This window comes from Streptomyces qaidamensis (assembly GCF_001611795.1).
Taxonomy (GTDB): Bacteria; Actinomycetota; Actinomycetes; order Streptomycetales; family Streptomycetaceae; genus Streptomyces; species Streptomyces qaidamensis.
In genome coordinates this window covers 4,323,361-4,345,642 of record NZ_CP015098.1, presented here as the reverse complement: position 1 = coordinate 4,345,642, position 22,282 = coordinate 4,323,361, and the positions used below count along the sequence as shown (strand labels likewise).

At 69.5% G+C, this 22,282-nt stretch carries 19 protein-coding genes, 4 tRNA genes and 1 pseudogene; 11 read left to right on the top strand and 13 right to left on the bottom strand.

What is annotated here, in order from left to right; translation table 11 throughout:
• Positions 1 to 62: 62 nt before the first annotated feature.
• The 5 genes from hrpA to A4E84_RS19085 form a co-directional block, all read right to left on the bottom strand.
• Positions 63 to 4,007, bottom strand: a complete 3,945-nt coding sequence (hrpA, locus tag A4E84_RS19105; protein ID WP_062927750.1) for an ATP-dependent RNA helicase HrpA — start codon at positions 4,005 to 4,007, stop codon at positions 63 to 65.
• 196 nt (positions 4,008 to 4,203) lie between these two features.
• A tRNA-Phe gene (locus tag A4E84_RS19100) sits at positions 4,204 to 4,277 on the bottom strand.
• 24 nt (positions 4,278 to 4,301) lie between these two features.
• Positions 4,302 to 4,376: transfer RNA gene (locus tag A4E84_RS19095), tRNA-Asp, on the bottom strand.
• Between the two features lie 35 nt (positions 4,377 to 4,411).
• Positions 4,412 to 4,484, bottom strand: a tRNA-Glu gene (locus A4E84_RS19090).
• A gap of 80 nt (positions 4,485 to 4,564) precedes the next feature.
• Entirely contained in the window at positions 4,565 to 6,139 is a 1,575-nt protein-coding gene (locus A4E84_RS19085) for a metallophosphoesterase family protein (RefSeq protein WP_062927749.1), read from the bottom strand.
• A gap of 83 nt (positions 6,140 to 6,222) precedes the next feature.
• On the opposite strand from A4E84_RS19085, the gene A4E84_RS19080 reads away from it, so the two are divergent.
• From A4E84_RS19080 to A4E84_RS19065, 4 genes are all read left to right on the top strand, one after another.
• Entirely contained in the window at positions 6,223 to 6,573 is a 351-nt protein-coding gene (locus tag A4E84_RS19080) for a metallopeptidase family protein (protein ID WP_031137833.1), read from the top strand.
• Positions 6,574 to 6,660: 87 nt separating this feature from the next.
• On the top strand, positions 6,661 to 7,191 hold the full coding sequence (locus A4E84_RS19075; RefSeq protein WP_062927748.1) for a hypothetical protein: 531 nt from the start codon (positions 6,661 to 6,663) through the stop codon (positions 7,189 to 7,191).
• A 323-nt stretch (positions 7,192 to 7,514) separates the two neighbouring features.
• Positions 7,515 to 9,605, top strand: a complete 2,091-nt coding sequence (locus tag A4E84_RS19070; RefSeq protein ID WP_062927747.1) for a DEAD/DEAH box helicase — start codon at positions 7,515 to 7,517, stop codon at positions 9,603 to 9,605.
• Between the two features lie 214 nt (positions 9,606 to 9,819).
• Positions 9,820 to 9,892: transfer RNA gene (locus A4E84_RS19065), tRNA-Lys, on the top strand.
• Positions 9,893 to 10,110: 218 nt separating this feature from the next.
• Here the strand turns inward: A4E84_RS19065 and A4E84_RS45780 are convergent.
• From A4E84_RS45780 to A4E84_RS19045, 4 genes and pseudogenes are all read right to left on the bottom strand, one after another.
• Positions 10,111 to 10,386, bottom strand: a pseudogene (locus A4E84_RS45780) (DUF6907 domain-containing protein); the annotation flags it as partial.
• 146 nt (positions 10,387 to 10,532) lie between these two features.
• Positions 10,533 to 11,246, bottom strand: coding sequence for a hypothetical protein (locus A4E84_RS19055; RefSeq protein ID WP_237304957.1), 714 nt, complete (start codon positions 11,244 to 11,246; stop codon positions 10,533 to 10,535).
• A 45-nt stretch (positions 11,247 to 11,291) separates the two neighbouring features.
• Entirely contained in the window at positions 11,292 to 11,588 is a 297-nt protein-coding gene (locus A4E84_RS19050) for a hypothetical protein (RefSeq protein WP_062931516.1), read from the bottom strand.
• Positions 11,589 to 11,732: 144 nt separating this feature from the next.
• On the bottom strand, positions 11,733 to 12,074 hold the full coding sequence (locus A4E84_RS19045) for a hypothetical protein (protein ID WP_062927744.1): 342 nt from the start codon (positions 12,072 to 12,074) through the stop codon (positions 11,733 to 11,735).
• Positions 12,075 to 12,167: 93 nt separating this feature from the next.
• Between A4E84_RS19045 and A4E84_RS44600 the strand changes: the two genes are divergently transcribed.
• Together A4E84_RS44600 and A4E84_RS19035 are read left to right on the top strand one after the other, a co-directional pair.
• Positions 12,168 to 12,848, top strand: coding sequence for a hypothetical protein (locus A4E84_RS44600; RefSeq protein WP_237304956.1), 681 nt, complete (start codon positions 12,168 to 12,170; stop codon positions 12,846 to 12,848).
• Positions 12,845 to 14,692, top strand: a complete 1,848-nt coding sequence (locus A4E84_RS19035; RefSeq protein WP_062927742.1) for a caspase, EACC1-associated type — start codon at positions 12,845 to 12,847, stop codon at positions 14,690 to 14,692. The genes A4E84_RS44600 and A4E84_RS19035 overlap by 4 nt, the downstream gene beginning before the upstream one ends.
• Before the next feature lie 220 nt (positions 14,693 to 14,912).
• Here the strand turns inward: A4E84_RS19035 and A4E84_RS19030 are convergent, their stop codons facing one another.
• Both A4E84_RS19030 and A4E84_RS19025 read right to left on the bottom strand, forming a co-directional pair.
• Positions 14,913 to 15,773: an RNA polymerase sigma factor SigF gene (locus A4E84_RS19030; protein WP_062927741.1), complete on the bottom strand. Its 861-nt coding sequence runs from the start codon at positions 15,771 to 15,773 to the stop codon at positions 14,913 to 14,915.
• Between the two features lie 333 nt (positions 15,774 to 16,106).
• Entirely contained in the window at positions 16,107 to 16,601 is a 495-nt protein-coding gene (locus A4E84_RS19025) for a MarR family winged helix-turn-helix transcriptional regulator (RefSeq protein WP_079129018.1), read from the bottom strand.
• 134 nt (positions 16,602 to 16,735) lie between these two features.
• On the opposite strand from A4E84_RS19025, the gene A4E84_RS19020 reads away from it, so the two are divergent.
• The 5 genes from A4E84_RS19020 to A4E84_RS19000 all read left to right on the top strand — a co-directional run bounded on the left by A4E84_RS19020 (position 16,736) and on the right by A4E84_RS19000 (position 20,892).
• Positions 16,736 to 17,908: a PP2C family protein-serine/threonine phosphatase gene (locus A4E84_RS19020; RefSeq protein WP_237304955.1), complete on the top strand. Its 1,173-nt coding sequence runs from the start codon at positions 16,736 to 16,738 to the stop codon at positions 17,906 to 17,908.
• 146 nt (positions 17,909 to 18,054) lie between these two features.
• Positions 18,055 to 18,969, top strand: coding sequence for an STAS domain-containing protein (locus A4E84_RS19015; protein WP_062927739.1), 915 nt, complete (start codon positions 18,055 to 18,057; stop codon positions 18,967 to 18,969).
• The gene (locus A4E84_RS19010) at positions 18,966 to 19,379 is read left to right on the top strand and encodes an STAS domain-containing protein (RefSeq protein WP_062927738.1); all 414 of its coding nucleotides are present in this window, start codon (positions 18,966 to 18,968) and stop codon (positions 19,377 to 19,379) included. The genes A4E84_RS19015 and A4E84_RS19010 overlap by 4 nt, the downstream gene beginning before the upstream one ends.
• Positions 19,379 to 19,822 carry an anti-sigma regulatory factor gene (locus A4E84_RS19005; RefSeq protein WP_062927737.1) on the top strand — a complete coding sequence of 148 codons (444 nt, stop codon included), beginning with the start codon at positions 19,379 to 19,381 and terminating at the stop codon, positions 19,820 to 19,822. The genes A4E84_RS19010 and A4E84_RS19005 overlap by 1 nt, the downstream gene beginning before the upstream one ends.
• The gene (locus A4E84_RS19000; RefSeq protein ID WP_062927736.1) at positions 19,822 to 20,892 is read left to right on the top strand and encodes an ATP-binding SpoIIE family protein phosphatase; all 1,071 of its coding nucleotides are present in this window, start codon (positions 19,822 to 19,824) and stop codon (positions 20,890 to 20,892) included. The genes A4E84_RS19005 and A4E84_RS19000 overlap by 1 nt, the downstream gene beginning before the upstream one ends.
• 80 nt (positions 20,893 to 20,972) lie before the next feature.
• Here the strand turns inward: A4E84_RS19000 and A4E84_RS18995 are convergent, their stop codons facing one another.
• Complete coding sequence (locus A4E84_RS18995) at positions 20,973 to 21,479, bottom strand: MarR family winged helix-turn-helix transcriptional regulator (protein WP_062927735.1); 507 nt, start codon at positions 21,477 to 21,479, stop codon at positions 20,973 to 20,975.
• Between the two features lie 118 nt (positions 21,480 to 21,597).
• Entirely contained in the window at positions 21,598 to 22,239 is a 642-nt protein-coding gene (locus A4E84_RS18990) for a GTP cyclohydrolase II (RefSeq protein WP_062927734.1), read from the bottom strand.
• Positions 22,240 to 22,282: the final 43 nt, after the last annotated feature.

The window sequence follows — 22,282 nt, the reverse complement described above, 5'->3', positions numbered from 1 at the left end:
GCGAGAAGAGACTGTACAGGAGGGTGAGGCCCGGGTCGAACTCACCCTGCGTACAGGTCCCGTCACGGCGCCGCCGCGTCGATCGCCTTCACGATCCGCTTGTCGGAGACGGGGTACGCCGTGCCCAGCGCGTGGGCGAAGTAGCTGACCCGGAGCTCCTCGATCATCCAGCGGATGTCCAGGACCGACGACGGGACCGGCCGGCCCCGCGGCAGCTGCTCCAGCAGCCAGGCGTACTCGTCCTGCATCTCATGGACCTTCTGCATGCGCGTGGTGTCCCGCTGCACGTTCGTCGGCATCTGCTGCAGGCGCCGGTCGGCCGCCACCAGATAGCGCATCAGGTCCGGCATCCGCCGCAGCCCCGCCTCCGTCACGAAGCCGGGCTTCACGAGCGCGTCCAGCTGCCCCCGCACGTCCTGGAGGTTCGCCAGCAGCGCGGGGCTGCGTACGGCCTTCAGACGGCGCTCACAGGCCTGCCAGGCGGCCAGGACCTGCTGTACCTGCCCCACCGTGCGGACGGTCGTGTCGACGATCTCGGCGCGCACCTTCTCGTACAGCTTCCGGTACGACTCCTCGTCCCACGCCGGCCCGCCGAAGTCCCCGATCAGCTTGTCCGCGGCGGCCATCGCGCAGTCGTCGAACAGCCCCTGGACCGAGCCGTGCGGATTCGCGGACAGTGCCAGCTTCTGCGCGTTCGTCAGGCGATCGCTCGCGAATTTCGCCGGGTTCACCGGGATGTTGCGCAGGATCAGCCGACGCATGCCCTTCCACATCGCCTGCGCCTGCTCCGCCTCCGTGTCGAAGAGGCGCACGGAGACCGTGTCGCCGTCGTCGACCAGCGCCGGATACGCCTTGACCGGCTGACCGGCCCGCCGCGTCTCGAAGACGCGGGTGAGGGTGCCGATCGTCCAGTCGGTCAGTCCCGAGCGCTCCAGGGACTCTCCGCCCGAACGCTCGGCCGTCGCCGCGGCCGCCTGCGAGAGCGCCTTGCGGGCCTTCGGCCGCAGCTGGAGCTTCAGCGCCTCCAGGTCCTTGTCCTCGGCCAGTTTGCGGCGCCGCTCGTCGACGATCCGGAACGTGACCTTCAAGTGGTCGGGGACCTTGGACAGGTCGAAGTCGTCCGCCTCGAAGGGCACCCCGACCATGAGCCGCAGCTCGCGGGTCATCGTCGTGGTGAGGGGTTCCTGGAGAGGGACGGCCCGGTCCAGGAAGGTCTTCGCGAAGTTCGGCGCGGGGACGTAGTTCCGGCGGATCGGCTTGGGCAGGGACCGGATCAGCTCCGTCACCAGTTCCTCGCGCAGACCCGGGATCTGCCAGTCGAAACCCTCGTCCGTGACCTGGTTGAGGACCTGGAGCGGGATGTGGACGGTCACACCGTCCGCGTCCGCGCCCGGCTCGAACTGGTACGTCACCCGGAACTTGAGATTCCCCTGGCGCCACGAGTCCGGGTAGTCGGCCTTGCTGACCTCGCCCGCCTTCTCGTTGATGAGCATCTCGCGCTCGAAATCGAGGAAGTCGGGCTGTTCGTGCCGCTTGTGCTTCCACCACGAGTCGAAGTGGGCGCCGGAGACGACGTGTTCGGGGATCCGCTGGTCGTAGAAGTCGTACAGCGTCTCGTCGTCCACCAGGATGTCCCGGCGCCGGGCGCGATGCTCCAGCTCCTCGACCTCCGTCAGCAGCCGGCGGTTGTCCGAGAAGAACTTGTGGTGCGTGCGCCAGTCGCCCTCGACCAGGGCGTTCCGGATGAACAGCTCACGGCTGATCTCCGGGTCGATCCGCCCGTAGTTGACCTTCCGCTGCGCCACGATCGGCACGCCGTACAGCGTGACCTTCTCGTACGCCATCACCGCGGCCTGGTCCTTCTCCCAGTGCGGTTCGCTGTACGTGCGCTTGACGAGATGCGCCGCGAGCGGTTCGACCCACTCGGGTTCGATCTTCGCGTTGACGCGGGCCCACAGGCGGGACGTCTCGACGAGCTCGGCGGACATCACGAAACGCGGCGGCTTCTTGAACAGGGCCGAACCCGGGAAGACCGCGAACTTCGCGTTGCGCGCCCCCAGATACTCGTTCTTGGCGCCTTCCTTGACGTCCTTCATGCCGACGTGCGACAGCAGGCCGGCCAGCAGGGAGACATGGACGCGGTCGTCCGGGGCGTCGTCCTCGTTGAGGTGGATGCCCATCTGCTTCGCGACCGTGCGCAACTGCGTGTAGATGTCCTGCCATTCGCGGATGCGAAGGAAGTTCAGGTACTCCTGCTTGCACATCCGGCGGAACGAGGACGACCCCCGCTCCTTCTGCTGCTCACGCACGTAGCGCCAGAGGTTGAGGTAGGCCAGGAAGTCGCTGGACTCGTCCTTGAAACGGGCGTGCTGCTGATCGGCCTGGGCCTGCTTGTCGGCGGGGCGCTCGCGCGGGTCCTGGATGGACAGCGCGGCGGCTATGACCATGACCTCGCGCACACAGCCGTTCTTGTCCGCCTCCAGGACCATCCGGGCCAGCCGGGGGTCGACGGGCAGCTGCGCCAGCTTGCGGCCGGTCTCCGTGAGCCGCTTGCGCGGGTCCTTCTGCGCCGGGTCCAGGGCGTTCAGCTCCTGGAGCAGCTGCACGCCGTCGCGGATGTTGCGGTGGTCCGGCGGGTCGATGAAGGGGAACTTCTCGATGTCGCCGAGGCCTGCCGCGGTCATCTGCAGGATCACGGAGGCGAGATTCGTCCGGAGGATCTCCGCGTCCGTGAACTCCGGGCGGGCCTCGAAGTCGTCCTCGCTGTACAGGCGGATGCAGATGCCGTCCGAGGTACGGCCGCAGCGGCCCTTGCGCTGATTGGCGCTGGCCTGCGAGACCGGCTCGATGGGCAGCCGCTGGACCTTGGTGCGATGGCTGTAGCGGGAGATCCGCGCGAAGCCCGGGTCGATGACGTACTTGATGCCCGGAACCGTCAGCGACGTCTCGGCGACGTTCGTGGCCAGAACGATCCTGCGGCCCGTGTGCGGCTGGAAGACGCGATGCTGCTCCGCGTGGGAGAGCCGGGCGTAGAGCGGCAGGATCTCCGTGAACCGGTAGTTCTTCTTGGTGAGGGCGTCCGCCGTGTCCCTGATCTCCCGCTCACCCGAGAGGAAGACGAGGATGTCGCCCTTGCCCTCCTTCTGGAGCTCCTCCACGGCATCGGTGATCGCGGTGATCTGGTCCCGGTCGGCGTCGTCGCCGTCCTCCTCCAGCAGCGGCCGGTAGCGGACCTCCACGGGATACGTACGGCCGCTGACCTCGACGATCGGGGCGTCGCCGAAATGCCGCGAGAACCGCTCCGGGTCGATCGTGGCCGAGGTGATGACGACCTTCAGGTCCGGGCGCTTCGGCAGCAGCTGGGCGAGGTACCCCAGCAGGAAGTCGATGTTGAGGGACCGCTCGTGGGCCTCGTCGATGATGATCGTGTCGTAGGCGCGCAGCTCGCGGTCGGTCTGGATCTCTGCCAGCAGGATGCCGTCCGTCATGAGCTTGACGAAGGTGGCGTCCGGGTCGACTTGGTCGGTGAAACGGACCTTCCAGCCGACGGCGCCGCCGAGCGGGGTGTCCAGCTCCTCGGCGACCCGCTCGGCGACCGTGCGCGCGGCGATCCTGCGCGGCTGCGTGTGCCCGATCATGCCGCGTACGCCACGTCCGAGCTCCAGGCAGATCTTGGGGATCTGCGTCGTCTTGCCGGACCCCGTCTCACCGGCGACGATCACGACCTGGTGGTCGCGGATGGCGTCGGCGATCGCGTCCTTCTTCTGGCTGACCGGCAGCTGCTCGGGGTACGAGACCTCGGGCACGAGGGCACGCCGCCCGGCCATCCGTTCCTCGGCCTTGCCGACCTCCGCCTCGATCTCGGCGAGCACGGCGGCCCGCGCCTCCGGCTTACGGATCTTGCGCGCGCCTTCGAGCCTGCGCCCGAGCCGGTGCGCATCGCGCAGGGACAGCTCGGTCAGACGGGGGGCGAGGGCGCCGAGGGCGGGGGCGGGGTGCGTAGACATACGGGATCCAGGATCTCATCCCGCCGAATTTGATGGCTAACGCTTTTGTCGTGACGCGTACCGGCCCTGATCGGCTCCCCCGACTCTGATCCTTCGAGATCACTGGTCCGGGCGTTGGTTGCCGGTTGGCGGCGACACGAAAGAGCCCCTCCCCGAATGCATCGGGGAGGGGCTCAAGCCCTGGCGAGGGCTGCTGTGGCTGGGGCCGGGGTCGAACCGGCGACCTATCGCTTTTCAGGCGATCGCTCGTACCAACTGAGCTACCCAGCCACGAGGTTTCACGTGAAACCTCAGCGGTCCTGACGGGATTTGAACCCGCGGCCTCCACCTTGACAGGGTGGCGAGCACTCCAAACTGCTCCACAGGACCAAGCTTCGTACGACAGTGTCGCACAGGGTGGTGCGTGCCCCCAACGGGATTCGAACCCGTGCTACCGCCTTGAAAGGGCGGCGTCCTAGGCCGCTAGACGATGAGGGCTATCGGCCCGCCTGGGCGCTTCTCAGCGCGTCGGGGACGTGAGAAGCATATGGGATGGCGGGAGCTATCGCCAAAACGGTTTAGGGGGAGGGTGACGGGGTGGCCGCCGTGGGGGTGCTCGGGGAGGGTGTCGCGCCGGGCTGGTTCTCCTTCGGGAGGTGGCGGCTGACCTCGGCCGTCGTGAGGCCGAGGCCGCCGAGTTCGATCTCGTCCCAGGCCTGGAGGTGACGGGTGTCCCGGTCGAAGTAGAGGATCGACGCCTCGATGGGGTCGGGGTGCTTGCCCTCGATGGCGCGCAGGCCGCTGCCGCCCGTGGAGCCCTCGATGCGGAGCCGGGTGCCGTACTTCAGGATCTCCATCTCGTCGTGGTGGAGGTGGCCGGCCAGGACGAGGGGGACCTCGCCGTCGACCCCGCGGGCGGCGGCCGGCTCGTGGGCGATGGCGACGTCCACCGGGGTGCCGGCCGCGTCCTGGTCGCGCAGGGCGGTGGCCAGGCGGGCGCCGGCCAGTTCCTGGGACTGCCGGGCGCCGATCTGCCGGGAGCGGTCGGGGGTGAACTGCGGGTCGCCGATGCCGGCGAAGCGCAGGCCCTTGATTGTTTTGGCCTTGCCTTCGTCGAGGACGTGGACGTTCTTCAGGCCCTGCATGTAGCGCTGGGTGATCATGGAGTCGTGGTTGCCGCGGACCCAGACGTAGGGGGCCCCGAGGTCCTCGATGGGGTCCAGGAAGCCGTTCTCGGCGGCCGTGCCGTGGTCCATCGTGTCGCCCGAGTCGACGATCACGTCCACCTTGTACTGCTTCACGAGCGAGGCGATGATCTTCCAGCTCGCCGGGTTGAGATGGATGTCGGAGACGTGCAGGACCCGGATGGTGGAGGGGTCGGGCGCGTAGGCGGGGAGCGTCGAGGTGGCGTCGTAGAGCTTGGTCACGTTGGTGACCAGGCGGGCCAACTCCTTCTGGTAGACGTCGAATTCCGTGACGATGCTGCGTGCGTTGCCGACCAGGGAGGGGGCCGAGGTGAGCAGGCCGGAGAACTTGGGTTCCAGGACGGAGTCGGGGCGCCAGGTGGCGTACGCGGTGCCGCCCGAGGCGGCGAGCAGGGTGAGGGCCAGGCCGCCGGCGGCCATCGCGCGTCGGGGGCGGCGGTAGACCGCGAGGCCCAGGGCGGTGGCGCCGACGACGACCGCGACGCCGGAGCGCGCGGCCAGGTCGAGGGCGCCGCGGCCGACGTCCTCGGTGACCTCGTCCTGGAGGCCGGAGAGGCGTTCGGGGTGGTCGACGAGGGCCTGGGAGCGGTCGGGGTCGAGCTGGTCGACGTTGACGTCCAGGCGGAAGGGGGCGATGTGGCTGTTGAGTTCCAGGGCGCCCAGCGGTGAGATGTTGATCTTCGTGCCGCCGGTGAAGGACGGGCGCAGGGTCATGGTGGTGTTCATGGGGCCGACCGGGGCCCGGACGTTGCCCACGACCAGCAGGCCCAGCCAGGCGCCGAGGAGGACGACGACGACGAGTCCCACCGCGCGGGTCCACGGGTGCGGCTGCGTCACGAGCTCGATCGTGGTGGGCGCCTGGCGGGAGCGGTAGCGGCGGGCCAGGGCGCCCGGGGCGTTGCGGATGGGTTTCAGGACACTCAGGACTGCGGCGGGGACGCGGGCCATTGGTCCCGTATGCCCAAGTGCGCGGCCGGATATGCGGCGCCGGGAGGCTCTCGTACGGCGGGGGTGTGGCCGACAATGGGCCTGTGCTGGAGATGACGCGTGAGGAGTTCGAGGAACTGGTCGCCGAGGCGCTCGACCGGATCCCGCCGGAGTTGACCCGATTGATGGACAACGTCGCGGTGTTCGTCGAGGACGAGCCGCCGGCGGACGATCCGGAGTTGCTCGGACTGTACGAGGGGACTCCGCTGACCGACCGGGGTGAGTGGTACGCCGGTGTGCTGCCGGACCGGATCACCGTCTACCGGAATCCGACGCTGCGGATGTGCGAGTCGCGGGAGGACGTCGTCGCGGAGACGGAGATCACGGTGGTGCACGAGATCGCGCACCACTTCGGCATCGACGACGAGCGTCTTCACGCCTTGGGCTACGGCTGACCGGGTTGTGAATACGGGGCGCGTGTCCTCTTGTGGGCGGCGGGAGTTGGAGGTGTTGACTCCATCACCCTTTCCGGAGGTGGCCCCGTGCGCCCCTTGTACGTACCCGTCCGACTGGCCGCCACGGTCGTGGCGGTCGCCGCTGCCGCCGGCTGCATGAGCGTCGGCGACGACGCGGGTGGGAGCGTCAAGCCGTCGCACTCCGCCGGGCAGCGGGGCGGCGAGGCGCCCGACGGCGGGCCGGCGGTGTCGGGCGGTGGCGCGGGGTTCGGCGCGGCCGGTGCCGAGGGGGAGCGGAGGCGCGGCAAGGGCGAGAAGGACAAGAAGGGCAAGGGGGGCGGGGCGGGGGCGTCGGCGTCCCCCGAGGCGTCGCCGAGCGCTGACGCGAGCCCGACGGTGTCGGGGCATGACAAGCCGGGGAAGCCTCCGCGGCCCACGGTGAAGCCGCCGGCTCCACCGACGCCCACCCGGACGGCCGAACCGGAGCCCACGCCGACGCAGCAGGAGCCGACCACGTCTCCGGAGCCGACGCCGGAGCCGTCGTCGTCGGCGCACGAGCCGCCGGGGCCGCAGCTCGCCCAGCGGGAGCCGGCGCCGGAAGCGGGGGCACCGGCGTGAGGGGGCGGGGGTGTGCCGGAAGTTTTCCTCCTGGGGCGGGAACAATCCCGGCCGGAGGGTGGTTGGAGCCCTCGGGAGGCTGTCCGGTCGTCGGACGGCTGCCCACTGCCGTCTGCACAGTCCGGTTTGCCTTGAGGGGCCCGGAGTGCGTATGGTGGCAGATCGTTTGATCCCATCTTGCCCGGCGCCACCGCAGAGCGCGCCGTGTGGCGCGTACTCTCCCTTGCCGTGGTGGACCGCATTGAGGCGGTCGTATTGCGAATCGCGAATCACGGAGTTGACGGGCGCGTGCCGACTGAGACTCCGGAAGGTTTCGCATTCGCATGTCCATCGCCAGTACTGATCACGTCGTCGTGCCCGAGAACGAGGCAACCGAGGACGCCCCCGAGGCCACTTTCGCGGACCTCGGTCTTCCCGAAGGCGTCGTGCGCAAGCTCGCGCAGAACGGCGTGACCACCCCCTTCCCGATCCAGGCCGCGACCATCCCGGACGCCCTGGCCGGCAAGGACATCCTCGGCCGTGGCCGCACCGGCTCCGGCAAGACCCTGTCGTTCGGTCTGCCGACCCTGGCGCGTCTCGCCGGCGGCCGCACCGAGAAGCACAAGCCGCGCGCGGTCATCCTCACCCCGACCCGTGAGCTCGCGATGCAGGTCGCGGACGCCCTCCAGCCGTACGGCGACGTCGTCGGCCTGAAGATGAAGGTCGTCTGCGGCGGTACGTCGATGGGCAACCAGATCTACGCCCTGGAGCGCGGCGTCGACGTCCTCGTCGCCACCCCGGGCCGGCTGCGCGACATCATCAACCGTGGCGCCTGCTCCCTGGAGAACGTCGAGGTCGCCGTCCTCGACGAGGCCGACCAGATGTCCGACCTGGGCTTCCTTCCCGAGGTCACCGAACTGCTCGACCAGGTTCCGGCCGGTGGCCAGCGCATGCTGTTCTCGGCCACGATGGAGAACGAGATCTCCACCCTGGTCAAGCGTTACCTGAGCAACCCGGTCACGCACGAGGTCGACAGCGCCCAGGGCAACGTCACGACCATGTCGCACCACATCCTCATCGTGAAGCCCAAGGACAAGGCGCCGGTCACCGCCGCGATCGCTTCCCGCAAGGGCCGCACGATCATCTTCGTCCGCACCCAGCTGGGCGCCGACCGTATCGCCGAGCAGCTGTGCGACTCCGGTGTGAAGGCCGACGCGCTGCACGGCGGTATGACGCAGGGTGCGCGGACGCGGGTGCTGGAGGACTTCAAGAAGGGTTACGTCAACGCGCTGGTCGCGACCGACGTCGCCGCCCGCGGTATCCACGTCGACGGCATCGACCTGGTGCTGAACGTGGACCCGGCCGGGGACCACAAGGACTACCTGCACCGGTCCGGCCGTACCGCGCGTGCGGGCCGTTCCGGCACGGTCGTGTCGCTGTCCCTGCCGCACCAGCGGCGTCAGATCTTCCGGCTGATGGAGGACGCGGGCGTCGACGCCTCGCGCCACATCATCCAGGGCGCCGGCACCTTCGACCCGGAGGTCGCCGAGATCACCGGCGCCCGGTCGATGACCGAGGTGCAGGCCGAGTCCGTGGGCAACGCCGCGCAGCAGGCCGAGCGTGAGGTCGCCCAGCTCACCAAGGAGCTGGAGCGTGCGCAGCGGCGTGCGAACGAGCTGCGCGAGGAGGCCGACCGCCTGATCGCCCGGATCGCCCGCGAGCAGGGTGAGGACCCCGAGGCCGCGGTGGCCGAGGCCCAGGCGGCGGTGGTGGCCGCGGCGGCCGAGGTGTCCGTGCCCGAGCAGCCGGCGGCGCAGGACGTCGACCGGGGGGACCGTGACGACCGTGGTGGTCGTGGCTTCGAGCGTCGTGACGACAACCGTGGTGGCGGTTTCCGCCGGGACGAGCGTCGTGATGACCGTGGGGGCCGTTCGTTCGAGCGTCGTGACGACCGTGGTGGTCGTGGCTTCGAGCGTCGTGACGACAACCGTGGTGGCGGTTTCCGCCGGGACGAGCGTCGTGATGACCGTGGGGGCCGTTCGTTCGAGCGTCGTGACGACCGTGGTGGTCGTGGCTTCGAGCGTCGTGACGACAACCGTGGTGGCGGCTTCCGCCGGGACGAGCGTCGTGATGACCGTGGGGGCCGTTCGTTCGAGCGTCGTGACGACCGTGGTGGTCGTGGCTTCGAGCGTCGTGACGACAACCGTGGTGGCGGTTTCCGCCGGGACGACCGTCCGGGCCGCTCCTTCGAGCGCCGGGACGAGCGCGGTGGGCACCGTGGCAGCGACCGCCCCTTCAACCGTGACCGTCAGGGCGACCGCCCCGGCTTCCGCTCCTCCGGTCACGACCGTCCGTCCGGCCGTCGTGACGACCACCGCGGTGGCGGTTCGTTCCAGCGCCGCGAGGACAAGCCGCGCTGGAAGCGCAACGGCTGACATCAGCGCATGAGGAGCGCCGTGCTCCGCCCAACGGGCGGGCCACGGCGCTCCGTCGTTGCGGCGCGGGCTGTGCGGGGGCGCGGGGACACGCCCGGACGGGCCGGTTCTTGCCCCTCATCGGCCCAGTTCGTCCCTCCGGCAGGGCCGGGACCCCGATACCCGATCGGAGTCTCGGCGTCGTCCGGCTATGCTCGTGGGGGCGACATCGCCTGGGCCCTTAGCTCAATTGGCAGAGCAGTGGACTTTTAATCCATTGGTTGTGGGTTCGAGTCCCACAGGGCCTACCGAGGCCAGGGCCGCTCTGCGGTTCTGACCAGCGGTTTCGTGGCCCCGACCAGTCCTCCTGGCCGGGGCCACGCCATGTGTGGAGTCCGTCTGCGTGAGCGGGTGTGCCGGCGGGCAGCGTGGCTTGTTCAGCCGCCGCCTCCTTTCTCAGGGTTCGCCGCCGCAGGCGTGCCCCCTTTGTGGCATCGAAGGCGTTGGTGAGACCGTCGAGGCGGTCGGCAAGTTCCCGGAGCCGATCCGCGTGTGCCGTGAGGGTGTCCGAGAGGCGGCGCAAGTCGTCGGAACTATGCGGATGCCAGTCGCCATCCATCTCGACGTTCACGAAGGGGACATGACCGGGTGGGCGCTCGGTGAAGGGGCGCTGTTCGAAGCACGCGCGCAGAACCACCGGCGTGCCGCGGCTCGTTGAGACTGTGAATTCGTAGTCAGGGCTCGCGTGCGTGATGTCGACGCGGTAGCCGCCGGGCTGATGCTCTTGCTCGCTTCCGCACACCAGTCGGGTTCCCAGACGGTGACGGGCCCGTGGTCGCACGTGGGGACAGTCACTGTCCGGGACGAGTTGTCATGACCCGGCATGAGCGCGTTCCTTGTTTCCGGTAGTCATCGGCCCTGCGGCGGCGTTGGGGTGGGGATCCCGGCTCATTCCTCGTTCAGGAGTTCAGCCGCGGCCTTCGGATCCATGAGGGTCGACCAGGCTTGCTCGGCGGGAAGAAGGGGGCGGCTGGGGAGGGCGTACTCGGGGTACCAGACGGTGGGATCGCAGCCGGGGACATGGCGCAGGATGACCGCGATGAGATCGTCGGGTACGGAGCCGGTGATGCGCATCGCAACATAGGTCTCATGGCCGTCGTCGGCGCGTACGAGGATGCCGAGGCGAAAACTGGGAAGGTCGGCGGCGTGTTCATGCCCGTCGTGCAGTGATCCACGAGCCAGCTCCCGGACAGTGGCAGCGAGATGGCGGACAAGCCGGGCACCGGCTTCGAGTTGGTAGCGATCACGGTCGTTCTGGTCAGGGAGGAGATGCCCGACGTACGTTGTGGTGCTCAGGGGCTGGCGGTTGTCGGCGTTGTAGCGGGCTCGTGCAGCCCTCGCGGTCGTCTCCAGGGCTGAGTAGAAGTCGTCTGATGACCCGTCCTCGCGTTGCCCGGCAGCGATAAGCCAGGGCAGATCCTCGTCGGTCCAGACCGCTCCGCGCCAGCGTCGGACCTTGACTTTGAAGAGCACCTCATCATCGACTGAGCGGATCCGCTCATGTCCTGCCTCGTCGTCGGCGAAGTGTTCCCGGGCTTTGGCCAGGATCGGATGATCCAGTTCATCGAGCGGTTCCCGGGCTGACGGAAGCGGTAGTTTCAAGTCCTCGCGGAGTGCGCGGAGGGTGGGTCGAGCGGGCCGCACGGATCAGTCGTCCTCGCCTACTCCGCCGAGTTCCTTGATCCGCTCCGGTGACAGTCCGGTGAGCAGCGAGACGCTCGATTCCACGGATCCGTCAAGCTTGCGCATCTTCTCCAGCATGTTGGCCCGAACCTCCTCACGGCGGATCTCCAAGTAGGTTCGGACGGCCTCCGCGACCAGGTCCTTCTTCGTCATCCCCAGAAAGTGGGCGCCGTCCGCGATCAGCTCGTCTATGGCCGCATCGACTTTCAACGGTGCTGTCGTCCGGTTTGTCCGACTGGGGGCTTCCTCTGTGATCCTCATGCTCACACCCTCTCTGGTACCAAAAGATACTCCTATTCTTCTCTACTCACGAGTGAGTGGACAGCGAAGCGCCTGCTCGACCTGCTTGTCGGTCCCGATGGACACGGCGCTCGTCCCGCTGGCGTGCCGGTTGGTGGAGTCGCGTCAGTGCTCGAAGGTGCGCTTTGCCGCCCATGGCGCGGCCAGCGAGTGCACGATGGACTGCGTCGGCCGGATGGCCGCCTGCGCGTTCGACTCCGGCCGTCGCGCCATCCGGGTGGCGCCGCGGCCCCAGGCCATGCGGCCTCCAGGCATGAGAAAGGCCCCAGCCGGGCGACGCGAGGCGAAGAGGCGGGCAGCAGCTACGCGGTGGGCACGTTCCACGTGGGAGTAGGTGCGGGTCGCGATGGTCACCTGGAAGTCCGGGGAGACATCGACGAGGTCGACGAACTTCTGGACGATGCGGGCCATGTCGTCCGTGCCCGGGGTGGCGGTGGACACCGTCACGTCGAAGGTGACTCTGTCGCCGCCGGCAGGGTCGTACTGTTCGCGGTGACCTTCCCCTGGCTCCGTTCCGGGCCCTGCGGGGTGCCGAGAGGCATGCCGGTGCTCCTGTCAGTTCTCGCTGATCCAGGCTGCGGTGATGCGGATGGTGATCCCGTTGGTGATGTTGGCCGTGGCGGTGCGGAGCGTGACGGCGCCGACCGTGCCGTCGACGTCCTCGACTCATCAACGGCCAAGACGGTAGGCGGCCAGCGCGAAGCCATGCGTAGAGGGGCGATTCGCTGGAGAACCCACCGCTGCACGGTCACTGCCAGTAAGGTGCTCTGGACACAAAGCAGAGATCACGGGGCGTGGGAAATGAGTAAGACCGTACGGCTGGAGTTGATAGGGCTTTCAGACACCGATGACGACGAACTCCTCAGCTTGAGCAGCCAACTGCGTCGCTCTCTCCTCGAACTGGACGTGACAGACGTACAGTTGGCGCGTTGCCCCAGTGATGTCGGGGCAGGGGCGAAGAGTGGTGAACTGATCGCTGCCGGAGCGGTTGTTGTCACCGCCGCCCCTTTCGTCCTGCGTCAGGTCCTCAAGCTTGCCGAGATTTGGCTGCAGAACCGTCCAGTTCGTGGCATCAAGGTGGAACTGGACGGCCGCACGATCGAATTGAGTGACTCTTCGGATGTTGAGCGGGAACGGCTGATCGACGCTTTCCTGGCCCGTGGCGGGGCGCCCGACGAAGATGAGACGGGCACTGTGCAACCGCAGCCCTCGACCTCGTGACCGCCCAGGCATTGGGCGAAGGCTACCGCAGGGCCCTGCTCATCGGCACGGGAACTTACGACCACCCGGAACTCTCCAAGCTGCTGTCTCCGGAGGCGGACTGCGCTGGATTGACCGAGGTCCTGCGCGATCCAGAGATTGGCCAGTTCGAGGTCCAACAACTGGTCGACGTCGACCGGCCCATGCTGGAGCGATCGATCGAGGAGTTCTTTCTCACCGCGCGACGGGATGACGTCTGTCTGCTGTACTTCTCGTGCCACGGGGTCAGGAATCGCAGCGACAAGCTTTACTTCGCCGTTCGGAACACCGATCCGGAGCGCCCCGCGCACTCGGCGATCTCCGCGAGTTTCGTCCACGACATGATGGATGAGTGCCGTGCCCGCAGCGTTGTTGTTGTGGTGGATTGCTGTTACAGCGGATTGTTCATTCCTGGCGCCAAGGGGAGCGAATCGGCAGGCTTCGAGGAGGTACTGGCTGGCCACGGCCGTGTCATCGTCACTGCTGGCACCCGGCTGCAGCGAGCCTGGGAAGGGGATCACTCCGACGCGGAGGCGCCTGCACTCTCGCGCTTCACCTCAGCGATCGTCGAAGGCTTGCGCAGCGGTGACGCCGATCTCAATGGCGATGGTCTTGTCACCCTTCAGGAATTGTTCAAGTACACCTCTGAGCGGCTCCACCTGGAGGGGGTCGAACAGACGCCGCGGATGGGTGGCGAGATGCAGTACGACATAGCGCTGGCCAGGGTGAAGAAGAAGCGTCGGCAGCGGTCTTCGCGTACCACCAAGAAGACGCAGAGCCGTCGGACTGCCGGCCCGTCCCCGACCCGTCGAGCTGAAGTGCCCTGGCGGGTCTCGGCCGCTTCCGGCTCCGCTCGTCAGCCGGTCCTATCCGACGGCATCTTGGTAGTGCACGAAAAGTACAGCCTGCACGTGTTCGACGCCGAGTCCCGCCGCCGGTACCCGCTGATTCAGACGAACTACCCCGGCAGCGCCGTCTTCCACAGTGGCACTGCCTACTTCCCGGGCCCGGGCAGCTTGCTGCGGAGCGTCGATCTGCGAACGGGGAAACCTCGTCGGTCTGCCCGGCTGCAAGTCTGTGACGGCCTTCTAAGCGTCTCCGTAGACACTCTGTACGCAACGAGCCCGGACGGCTCCCTGCACTCGATCGATGTCCGGTCCGATGGCGTTCGCTGGTCACAAAAGTTGGGGCAACCAGCCGTCGGCTGTCCTCCTGAAGTGGCCGCAGGCAGTGTGATCGTCATGACTGAGGAGTCCCGGCCTCTGGGTGACACTACGGACCCTGCGGAGAAGCGCGTCCAGGCAGTCCTGGAAGTCACAGGCCAACCAAACTGGTCTTACCGGCCCGAAAGGCCGCTTTCCGGAGAATGGACTGTCACCGACTCCGGCATCTACTTGGTCCAACAGGTCGATCTCTCTCGCCAGAGGATTGTGGCCGTCGACCCGACCAACGGTGAACCGCTGTGGCGGTTCGATGCAGCAGCCAACCTCGCTGTCGCTCCGGCTGCGGTGAGCGGATTGGTGGTGTTCGGTGACGTGGACAACCGGCTTGTCGCCCTCGATGCAAAGAGTGGTGCCCAGCTATGGGAACGGAAGACCAAAGGGCGTGTTCTCACCCGGCCGTTTGCGGTAGGCGACACTCTCTTCACTGCTGATCGTGCGGCGACGTTGACAGCTTGGAAACTCCCCGTCGGCCGAAAGCTCCGCTCTTACGAGGTGCTTCTGAGCGCTGACCGCCAAGGGGCCCCAGCCTGTACCAATGACTGGCTATATCTGACGGACTCCCAAGGGGATATGCACGCCTTGCCCACGAAGCTTCGTGCGTGAGCGGATGGAGTGGCACGAGCCGATGCGGCGCGGACCGAGTGTCACGTGAGTGTGCTCTGACCTTGATGGTTCCGGACTCCGAAGGGGCAGTCGGACTCGCCCCCATATCCCGACCAGGACTTTTAATCCATTGGTTGTGGGTTCGAGTCCCACAGGGCCTACAGAAGAGCCCCGGTCCGGATCGTTCCGGACCGGGGCTCTCGCCGTTTCTGGGGGCGTGTCAGCTCGTGGTCAGCATTCCCGACCGCAGACGTGCCACCGTGCGCGAGATCAGGCGGGAGACGTGCATCTGGGAGATGCCGAGCCGGGCGCCGATCTCCGCCTGGGTCAGCTCCTCCACGAAGCGCAGGTGGAGGATGAGGCGCTGGCGTTCGTCGAGTTCGGCGACGAGGGGGGCCAGGGCGTGGAAGTCCTCGACGAGTTCGAGGGCCGGGTCCTCCTCGCCGATGAACTCCGAGAGTGTCGTGTCGCTCTCGTCCGGGTCGCCGGTGACCGTGGCGTCGAGGGAGGAGGACAGGTAGCCGTTGGCGGCGATCTGGGCCTCGACGACCTCCTCCTCCGACAGGTTCATCAGGGCGGCCAGTTCGGCCACCTTCGGGGCGCGGCCGAGGCGGGAGGCCAGTTCCTCGGTGGCCTTGGCGAGTTCCGTGCGGGCCTCCTGCAGGCGGCGCGGCACGTGCACGGCCCAGGACGTGTCGCGGAAGAACCGCTTGATCTCGCCGATGATGTACGGCACCGCGAAGCTGGTGAACTGCACCTCGCGGGAGACCTCGAAGCGGTCGATGGCCTTGATCAGCCCGATGACGCCGACCTGGACGATGTCCTCCATCGACTGCCCGCTGGTGCGGAAGCGGCGGGCCGCGAAGCGCACCAGCGACATGTTCATCTCGATGAGCGTGTTGCGGGCGTACTGGTATTCGGGCGTGCCCTCTTCAAGGACGGCGAGCCGGTCGAGGAACTGTCCGGTCAGCCCGCGTGCGTCCTGCGGGGCGAGCTTCTGGGGTTCGGCGATCTGCGGCAGTTCCTCACCGGTGCAGATGGCGGAATCCGTCGTCGTGCCGATGCGCATGGTCGCCGTCACGGGCCCTCCCTCTCGTTCCGGCCCGCTCCGATCCCCCGACAGGCCACCTCCAGCGCCGTTACCCGCGCTCGCCCCGGTCATGCCCCGCATATGCCCCGGCGAGATGTAGACCACAGTCGGCGCAGGTCGAGGCGGTGTCGGGGTACTCGGACCGGTACTGCGACGGTACGAGCGGGGAGGGCGGGCGGTGGAGTGCGGGAGAGAAGGCCGAGGGGTTCGCGGAGCGGACAGTTGTCGTTTGACAACTATAGGTGGAGGGCAACAGCCTAGGCGTGCCGAACGTGCTCGGGGAAGAGACCAGAAGGAAAGACTCCGTGCGGGGCGGCGCGTAATTCAGGCAGTCCGGGTGCCGGACGAGCGGGAGTCTTCGGAGTCGTCGTGTATCTGGGCCGCCGCTGCGTCGCAGAACGCCTCCAGCCCCTGCAGCAGCGCGACCCGCTTCGCCGCGGGCATCTGGTCGAGCACCGCGCGCAGCGCGTCCTCCCGGCGCGTGCGCAGGTCGGCCAGGAAGGCGCGGCCCGGGCCGCTGAGGTGCAGGCGGACCTCGCGCCGGTCGGCCGGACTCACCTCCCGCTCGACGAACCCGGCCGCCTGCAGCCGGTCGCACAGCCGGCTGGTCGAGGGCGGTGTGGAGGCGAGGGAGTCGGCGAGCGTCCGCAGGTTGATGCCCTCATGGTGTTCGAGCATCAGCAGCACCCGCAGCTGGGACGCGGAGGCCGGCGCGGTCGAGGCCCGGCCCCAGAGGACCTCCAGCAACTCCGCAGCCGTGGAGGTCACACGGGCGACCTCAGCGGGCTCAGGGCGGGGTCGGAGGGAAGTCACAGTCACACTCTCGCAGGCACCGGGATGGCCGTCAGCGTACTAGGCGTGTCGTGAACCGCCCGGGACCCGCTTCCCGCCCGTAGACAAGGACCGTTTCCGAGGACGCGTCGGCGTCCCACCGAGGATGGTGAAAGACCACCGTGACCACGATCACGAACAGATTCGTGGCCGCCGAGCGCGCCCTGCGCACGGCGGCGCCCCATCACCTGCTGGACGCGGTCCGTCGTGTACTGACCGATCAGTACGCGGCGGACTCCGTCGAGCTTTTCCTGGCCGACTACGGACTGACGGTGCTTCAGCCGGTGTCCGTGCTGCCGCAGACCCTCCAACCGGTGTCCGTGCACAACAGCCCGGCGGGCCGGGCCTTCGGCGCCCAGGAGCCGTATGTGGAGATCCCCTCGGGTGATCACGTACGAGCGCATCTGCCCGTCACCGTGCGGGGCGACCGGCTCGGCGTGCTGACCGTCACCCTGCCGAGCGCGGAGCACGCCGAGGGCTGCCTGGGCGAGCTGGCCGAGATCGCCGAGGTGCTGGGGCACGAGGTCGTCGTGGCCGAGCGCGATACCGACCTGTACCTCCAGGCGCGCCGCCGGGACCGGCTCACGCTGGCCGCCGAGATGCAGTGGCAGATGCTGCCTGGCCGCTCCTGCACCCGCCCCGAGTACGAGCTGGGCGCACAGCTGGAACCGGCGTACGCGATCTTCGGCGACAACTTCGACTGGTCCGCCTCGGCCGACCGGCTCAGCCTCTACGTCACCAACGGCATGGGCGAGGGCATCGAGGCCTCCCTGCTGACGAACCTGGCGATCAACGCCCTGCGCAACGCGCGCCGGGCCGGGCTGTCCATCGACGACCAGGCGGCCCTGGCCGACCAGGCGGTGTACGCCCACTACCGGGGCCGCTGCTACCTCTCCGTGCTCATGCTCGACTTCGACCTGGCCACCGGGCGGGCCCGGGCGGTGGACGCCGGGTCACCGCAGATGCTGCGGCTGCGCCGGGGCGCGGTGGAGCGGGTGCCCTTCGACGCGCAGCTGCCGCTCGGCATGTTCGAGGAGACCGACTACGTGATCCAGGAGTTCCTGGTCGAGCCGGGCGACCGGCTGGTCTTCGTCAGCGACGGGGTCTACGACGTCGCCTCCCCCGGCGGGGAGGCCTACGGGGACGCCGCCCTGGCCCGGGCGATCCAGTCGACCCGGCTGCTGCCGGCCGCCGAGGTGCCCCGGGCGATCCTGCGCGAACTGACAGGGCACCGCGGCGGATCCACCCCGGACGACGACGCGCTCGTGGTGTGTCTGGACTGGCGTGGCCGGTAAGGGGCCGGGGAAGACGCAGGCGGGGGGCGCCGGTGGGCAGTTGTTTGGTGGTGCCGAACGCCGGCACTAATGTTTGTCATACGGCAAGTAACGGCTGAGGCGCCGTCGCGCGACCTCGGTCCGGCCCGTGCAAGGGAGCGATGCATATGTCGGTGTCGGAAGAGAACGCGGAACAAGAGCCGGCCTCTCACCGGGTGAGCGCCTTTCTGGAACGGCGCCGGGAGCAGATCGCCCAGCGCTGGGCGGACGCGGCGCTGTTCCGCACCGTCTTCACCGTCTCACGCGACGAGGCCGTGGAGGCGGGCAGGGCCGTGACAGCGGCGCTGGCGGCCGTGGCGGCTTCGGGGCGGCTGGACGACATCCGGGCGTCCGGATTCGAGTCCGTGCGCGACCAGTTGGGGCGCATGGCGGCCTCCCGCGCGCGGACGGGCACCGACCCGGACGGAGTCGCCAGCGAAGTGGCCGCGCTGCGCGAGCCGGTGACCGAGCTGCTGCGCGCCGAGTTCCCGGAGCCTTACGCCCCCGAGGCCCAGGAGGCCGTAGTGGCGCTGACGGTGCTGATGGGCACGCTGCGCCTGGTCGTGATGGAGACGACGGTCAGCGCGGGCGAGGAGCTGATCGCCCGGCAGCGCGAGCAGCTGCACGAGGTGGCCACCCCGGTGATCAAGCTGTGGGAGAGCACCGTCGCCGTGCCGCTGATCGGCACGCTGGACAGCGCGCGCAGCCAGGTGGTCATGGAGAGCCTGCTGGACGCGATCGTCGCCGAGCGCGCCCGGTACGCCATCCTCGACATCACCGGCGTGCCGACGGTCGACTCGCTGGTCGCCCAGCACCTGATGAAGACCGTGGCGGCGGCGCGGCTGATGGGCGCCGAGTGCATCGTCTCCGGCATCCGGCCCGCGATCGCGCAGACCATCGTCCACCTGGGCATCGACCTCGGCACGGTGCTCACCCGCTCCAGCCTGGAGGACGCGCTCGCCTACGCGCTCAGCCAGCAGGGGGTCGAGATCGCACCGCTGAGGGCGGCGGCCGGCGCGGCGGCGGACGCGGGCACGCGGTGACCGGTCTCGCGGGACACGGGCCCGCGGTCGGACACGGCTTCACCGTGCCGGTCCTCCAACTGGGCGACGTCCTGCTGGTGACCCTCCAGGGGGAGCTGCACGACGGGATGGCCGAACAGCTCCAGCAGGACATCACGGCCCGGATCTCGCACACCAGGGTGAGCGGCGTCGTGATCGACATCTCCGGCGTGGAGATCGTCGACTCGTTCCTGGGCCGGGTCCTCGCCGAGATCGCCGCCGGAGCCAAGCTGCTGGCGGCCCGTACGGTACTGGCCGGGATGCGCCCGGCCGTGGCGATCACGCTGGTCGAGCTGGGGCTCACCCTGCCCGGCCTGCGGACGGCCCTGGACGTCGAACGTGCCATGGAGCAGCTCGGCGTGACCACGCGCCGGGGCGAGGGGAGTCCATGATGCAGACTTCCCGCCATGCCGGCCCGGCCAGCCTGCCCATCGGCTCGGACGCCGATCTGGCGTGGGTGCGCCAGCAGGTCCGGCAGGCAGCCGCCGAACTCGGCTTCGGGCTGGTGCAGCAGACCAAGCTCGTGACCGCGGCGAGCGAGCTGGCCCGCAATACCCTCGTGCACGGCGGGGGCGGCCATGTGCAGATCACCCCGCTGGACGCCGGGCAGTCGCGCGGGCTGCGGCTGGCCTTCGTCGACACCGGGCCCGGCATCCGGGACCTGGACCAGGCGCTGACCGACGGCTACACCAGCGGCGGCGGGCTCGGTCTCGGTCTGAGCGGGGCCAAGCGGCTGGTGCAGGAGTTCGAGGTGGACAGCCGGCCCGGTGAGGGGACGACCGTCACCGTCACCGCCTGGGCCACCGTCGTACCGCCCTCCCGGACGGTGCCGTGATGAGCAGGGTCTGGGACGTGCCGGTGGACGACTCGACCCGGGTGCGGGACGTACGGGTGGCGACCGAGGAGGCCAGCGCCTGCGCCGGTCTGCCGCCCGGCCGCACGGCGACCGCCGCGCTCGTGGCGACGGAGCTGGCGACCAACCTGCTGCGGCACGCGGACGGCGGGCGGGTGCTGATCAACATCGTCGAGCGTGCGTATGACGACGGCCGCCGGGCGGCCGTGCAGCTCGTCTCGCTCGACCACGGCCCCGGCATCCCGGACGTCGCCGCGGCGATGCGCGACGGCTACACCACGACCGTCGCCGCCTCGCTCGGCGCCGGACTCGGCACGTGCCGGCGCATAGCGAACGACTTCGATCTGCACAGCGCGCCGGGCCGGGGCACCGTCGTGATGGCCCGGATCGGCCACGAGCCCGCCGTCCGCAACCAGGGGCCGCCCCCGCCGGGCCCGCGCGCCGGGGGTGTCAACGTCCCCCTCGGCCGGGCCGAGCAGTCCGGGGACGCCTGGGGCCGGGTGCGCGGCGGGGACCGGCTGACCCTGCTGCTCGCCGACGGGCTCGGGCACGGGGCGAAGGCGGCCGAGGCCTCCACGGCAGCGGTGCAGGAGCTGCGGGGCCTGGCCGAGCTGCCGCCCGCCGAGATCCTGCGGAGTCTGGGCCGGGCCCTGCGCCCCACCCGGGGCGCGGCCGTGGCAGTGGCCCAACTCGATCTGCGGGAGGCGCAGTTGAGCTTCGCCGGGATCGGCAACATCGGTGCCCGGCTGCGGACCGACGGCGCGTGGAAGCCGCTGCTGTCCCACCCGGGCATCGTGGGCGCGCAGGCGCCGGCGTCCATACCCGTGCAGCGGGTGCCCTGGCATGGGGACAGCCTGCTGGTCCTCCACAGCGACGGCCTGCCGAGCCGCTGGACGCCGCCCGACGACGGCGTACTGCACGGCTGCGACCCGGCGGTGGCGGCCGCGGTGGTGCTCCGCGACGCGGGGAGCGCGGCCCGGCCGACGCGGGACGACACGTGTGTGGCGGTGCTGACCGCCGGTGGTGTGAGCCGCCACGGCTCGGGAGCCTGAGGGCCCCTGCGCGTGGGGTGCGTGCCCTGCCTGCTCCGCTCGGGTCGGCACCTCACCCGGGTCGGGGCCCGTTCGGTCGCTCAGGGGTTCTCAGGCGTGTCGGCGTCCGGCGGCAGCGTGTTCCGGGCCGTCAGGAAGCCCCGCAACCCCCTGCTCAGCGCCGCCCGTTCGGCCGGCTGCATGGCCGCCAGCGCTGCCGTCAGGGCCTGGGCGCGGCGGTCGGCGACGTCGCGCAGGACGTGCCGGCCGTGTGGCGTGAGCCACAGTTGCACCTCGCGGCGGGTGTCGGGGTGCGGGGCGCGTTCCAGCAGGCCGGCCGCCGCGAGGCGGTCGCAGAGGCGGCTGGCCGTGGGGAGGCCGATGTCCAGTCCGTCCGCCAGGGCCGTCACGTTCAGACCCGGCGCCGCCTGCACGGTGCGCAGCGCCCGCAACTGGTGCAGGGACAGGCGCAGGGACGCCTCCTGGGCGGCGGCCGACCAGAGCGCCGTGAGACTCTCCACGGCATCGGTGATCTGCGATGCGACGGCCTCCGGGCCATCGCCCGGTCTCCTCGCCCGGTGGTCGCCGGGGCCGCCGAGATCGGTCACGAAACGGTCACTTCCATAAAGCTCCGGGTACTGATGAGGTCGCCCTCTTTCAAAGGCTGTACCCGAGGAACCGAGGGGCAAGCAGCCCGGTTCAGTGCCCGGCCGGACCGGAGGCGGCTCAGCCGGCGCTGAGTTCCGTCAGCGCGGCGAGCGGCAGCGTGTGCTGGGTCTGGAGGACCTTGGCGCGCAGGTAGCGGACGTTGTGTGCGGTGGTGAAGACGCCCGTCGGGATCCGGTCGCGGACGTCGACACCCAGGGACCGCAACTGACCCGCCTTGTCGGGGTTGTTGGAGAGCAGGTCCAGTTCGCCGATGCCCAGGGCCCGGAGCATCTGGGCCGCGGCCGTGTAGTCGCGGGCGTCCTCCGGCAGCCCCAGCGCCGCGTTCGCCTCGTACGTGTCGAGCCCCTCGTCCTGGAGGGCGTACGCGTCCAGCTTGTTGTAGAGGCCGATCCCGCGGCCCTCCTGGCGGAGGTACAGCAGCACGCCGCCGCGCTCGGCGATGGCCTCGACCGCCTCGCGCAGCTGGGGGCCGCAGTCGCAGCGGGCGGAGCCGAACACGTCCCCGGTCAGGCACTCGGAGTGCAGCCGCACCAGCGGGACCGGGCCGGGCTCGCCGAGGACCACGGCCACGTGCTCCCGGCCGTCGGCCAGCCCGTGGAAGGTGACGAGCTCGGCGTCGGCCTCGTAGCCGTCGTGGAAGCGCAACGGGACCCGGACGCGGGAGCGCGGGGTGGCGATGACGGCGGGGGTGTCGGGCATGCGGGGCCTCCGGGTTCCGTTTCCTGTTCGGCTGCACAGCCGT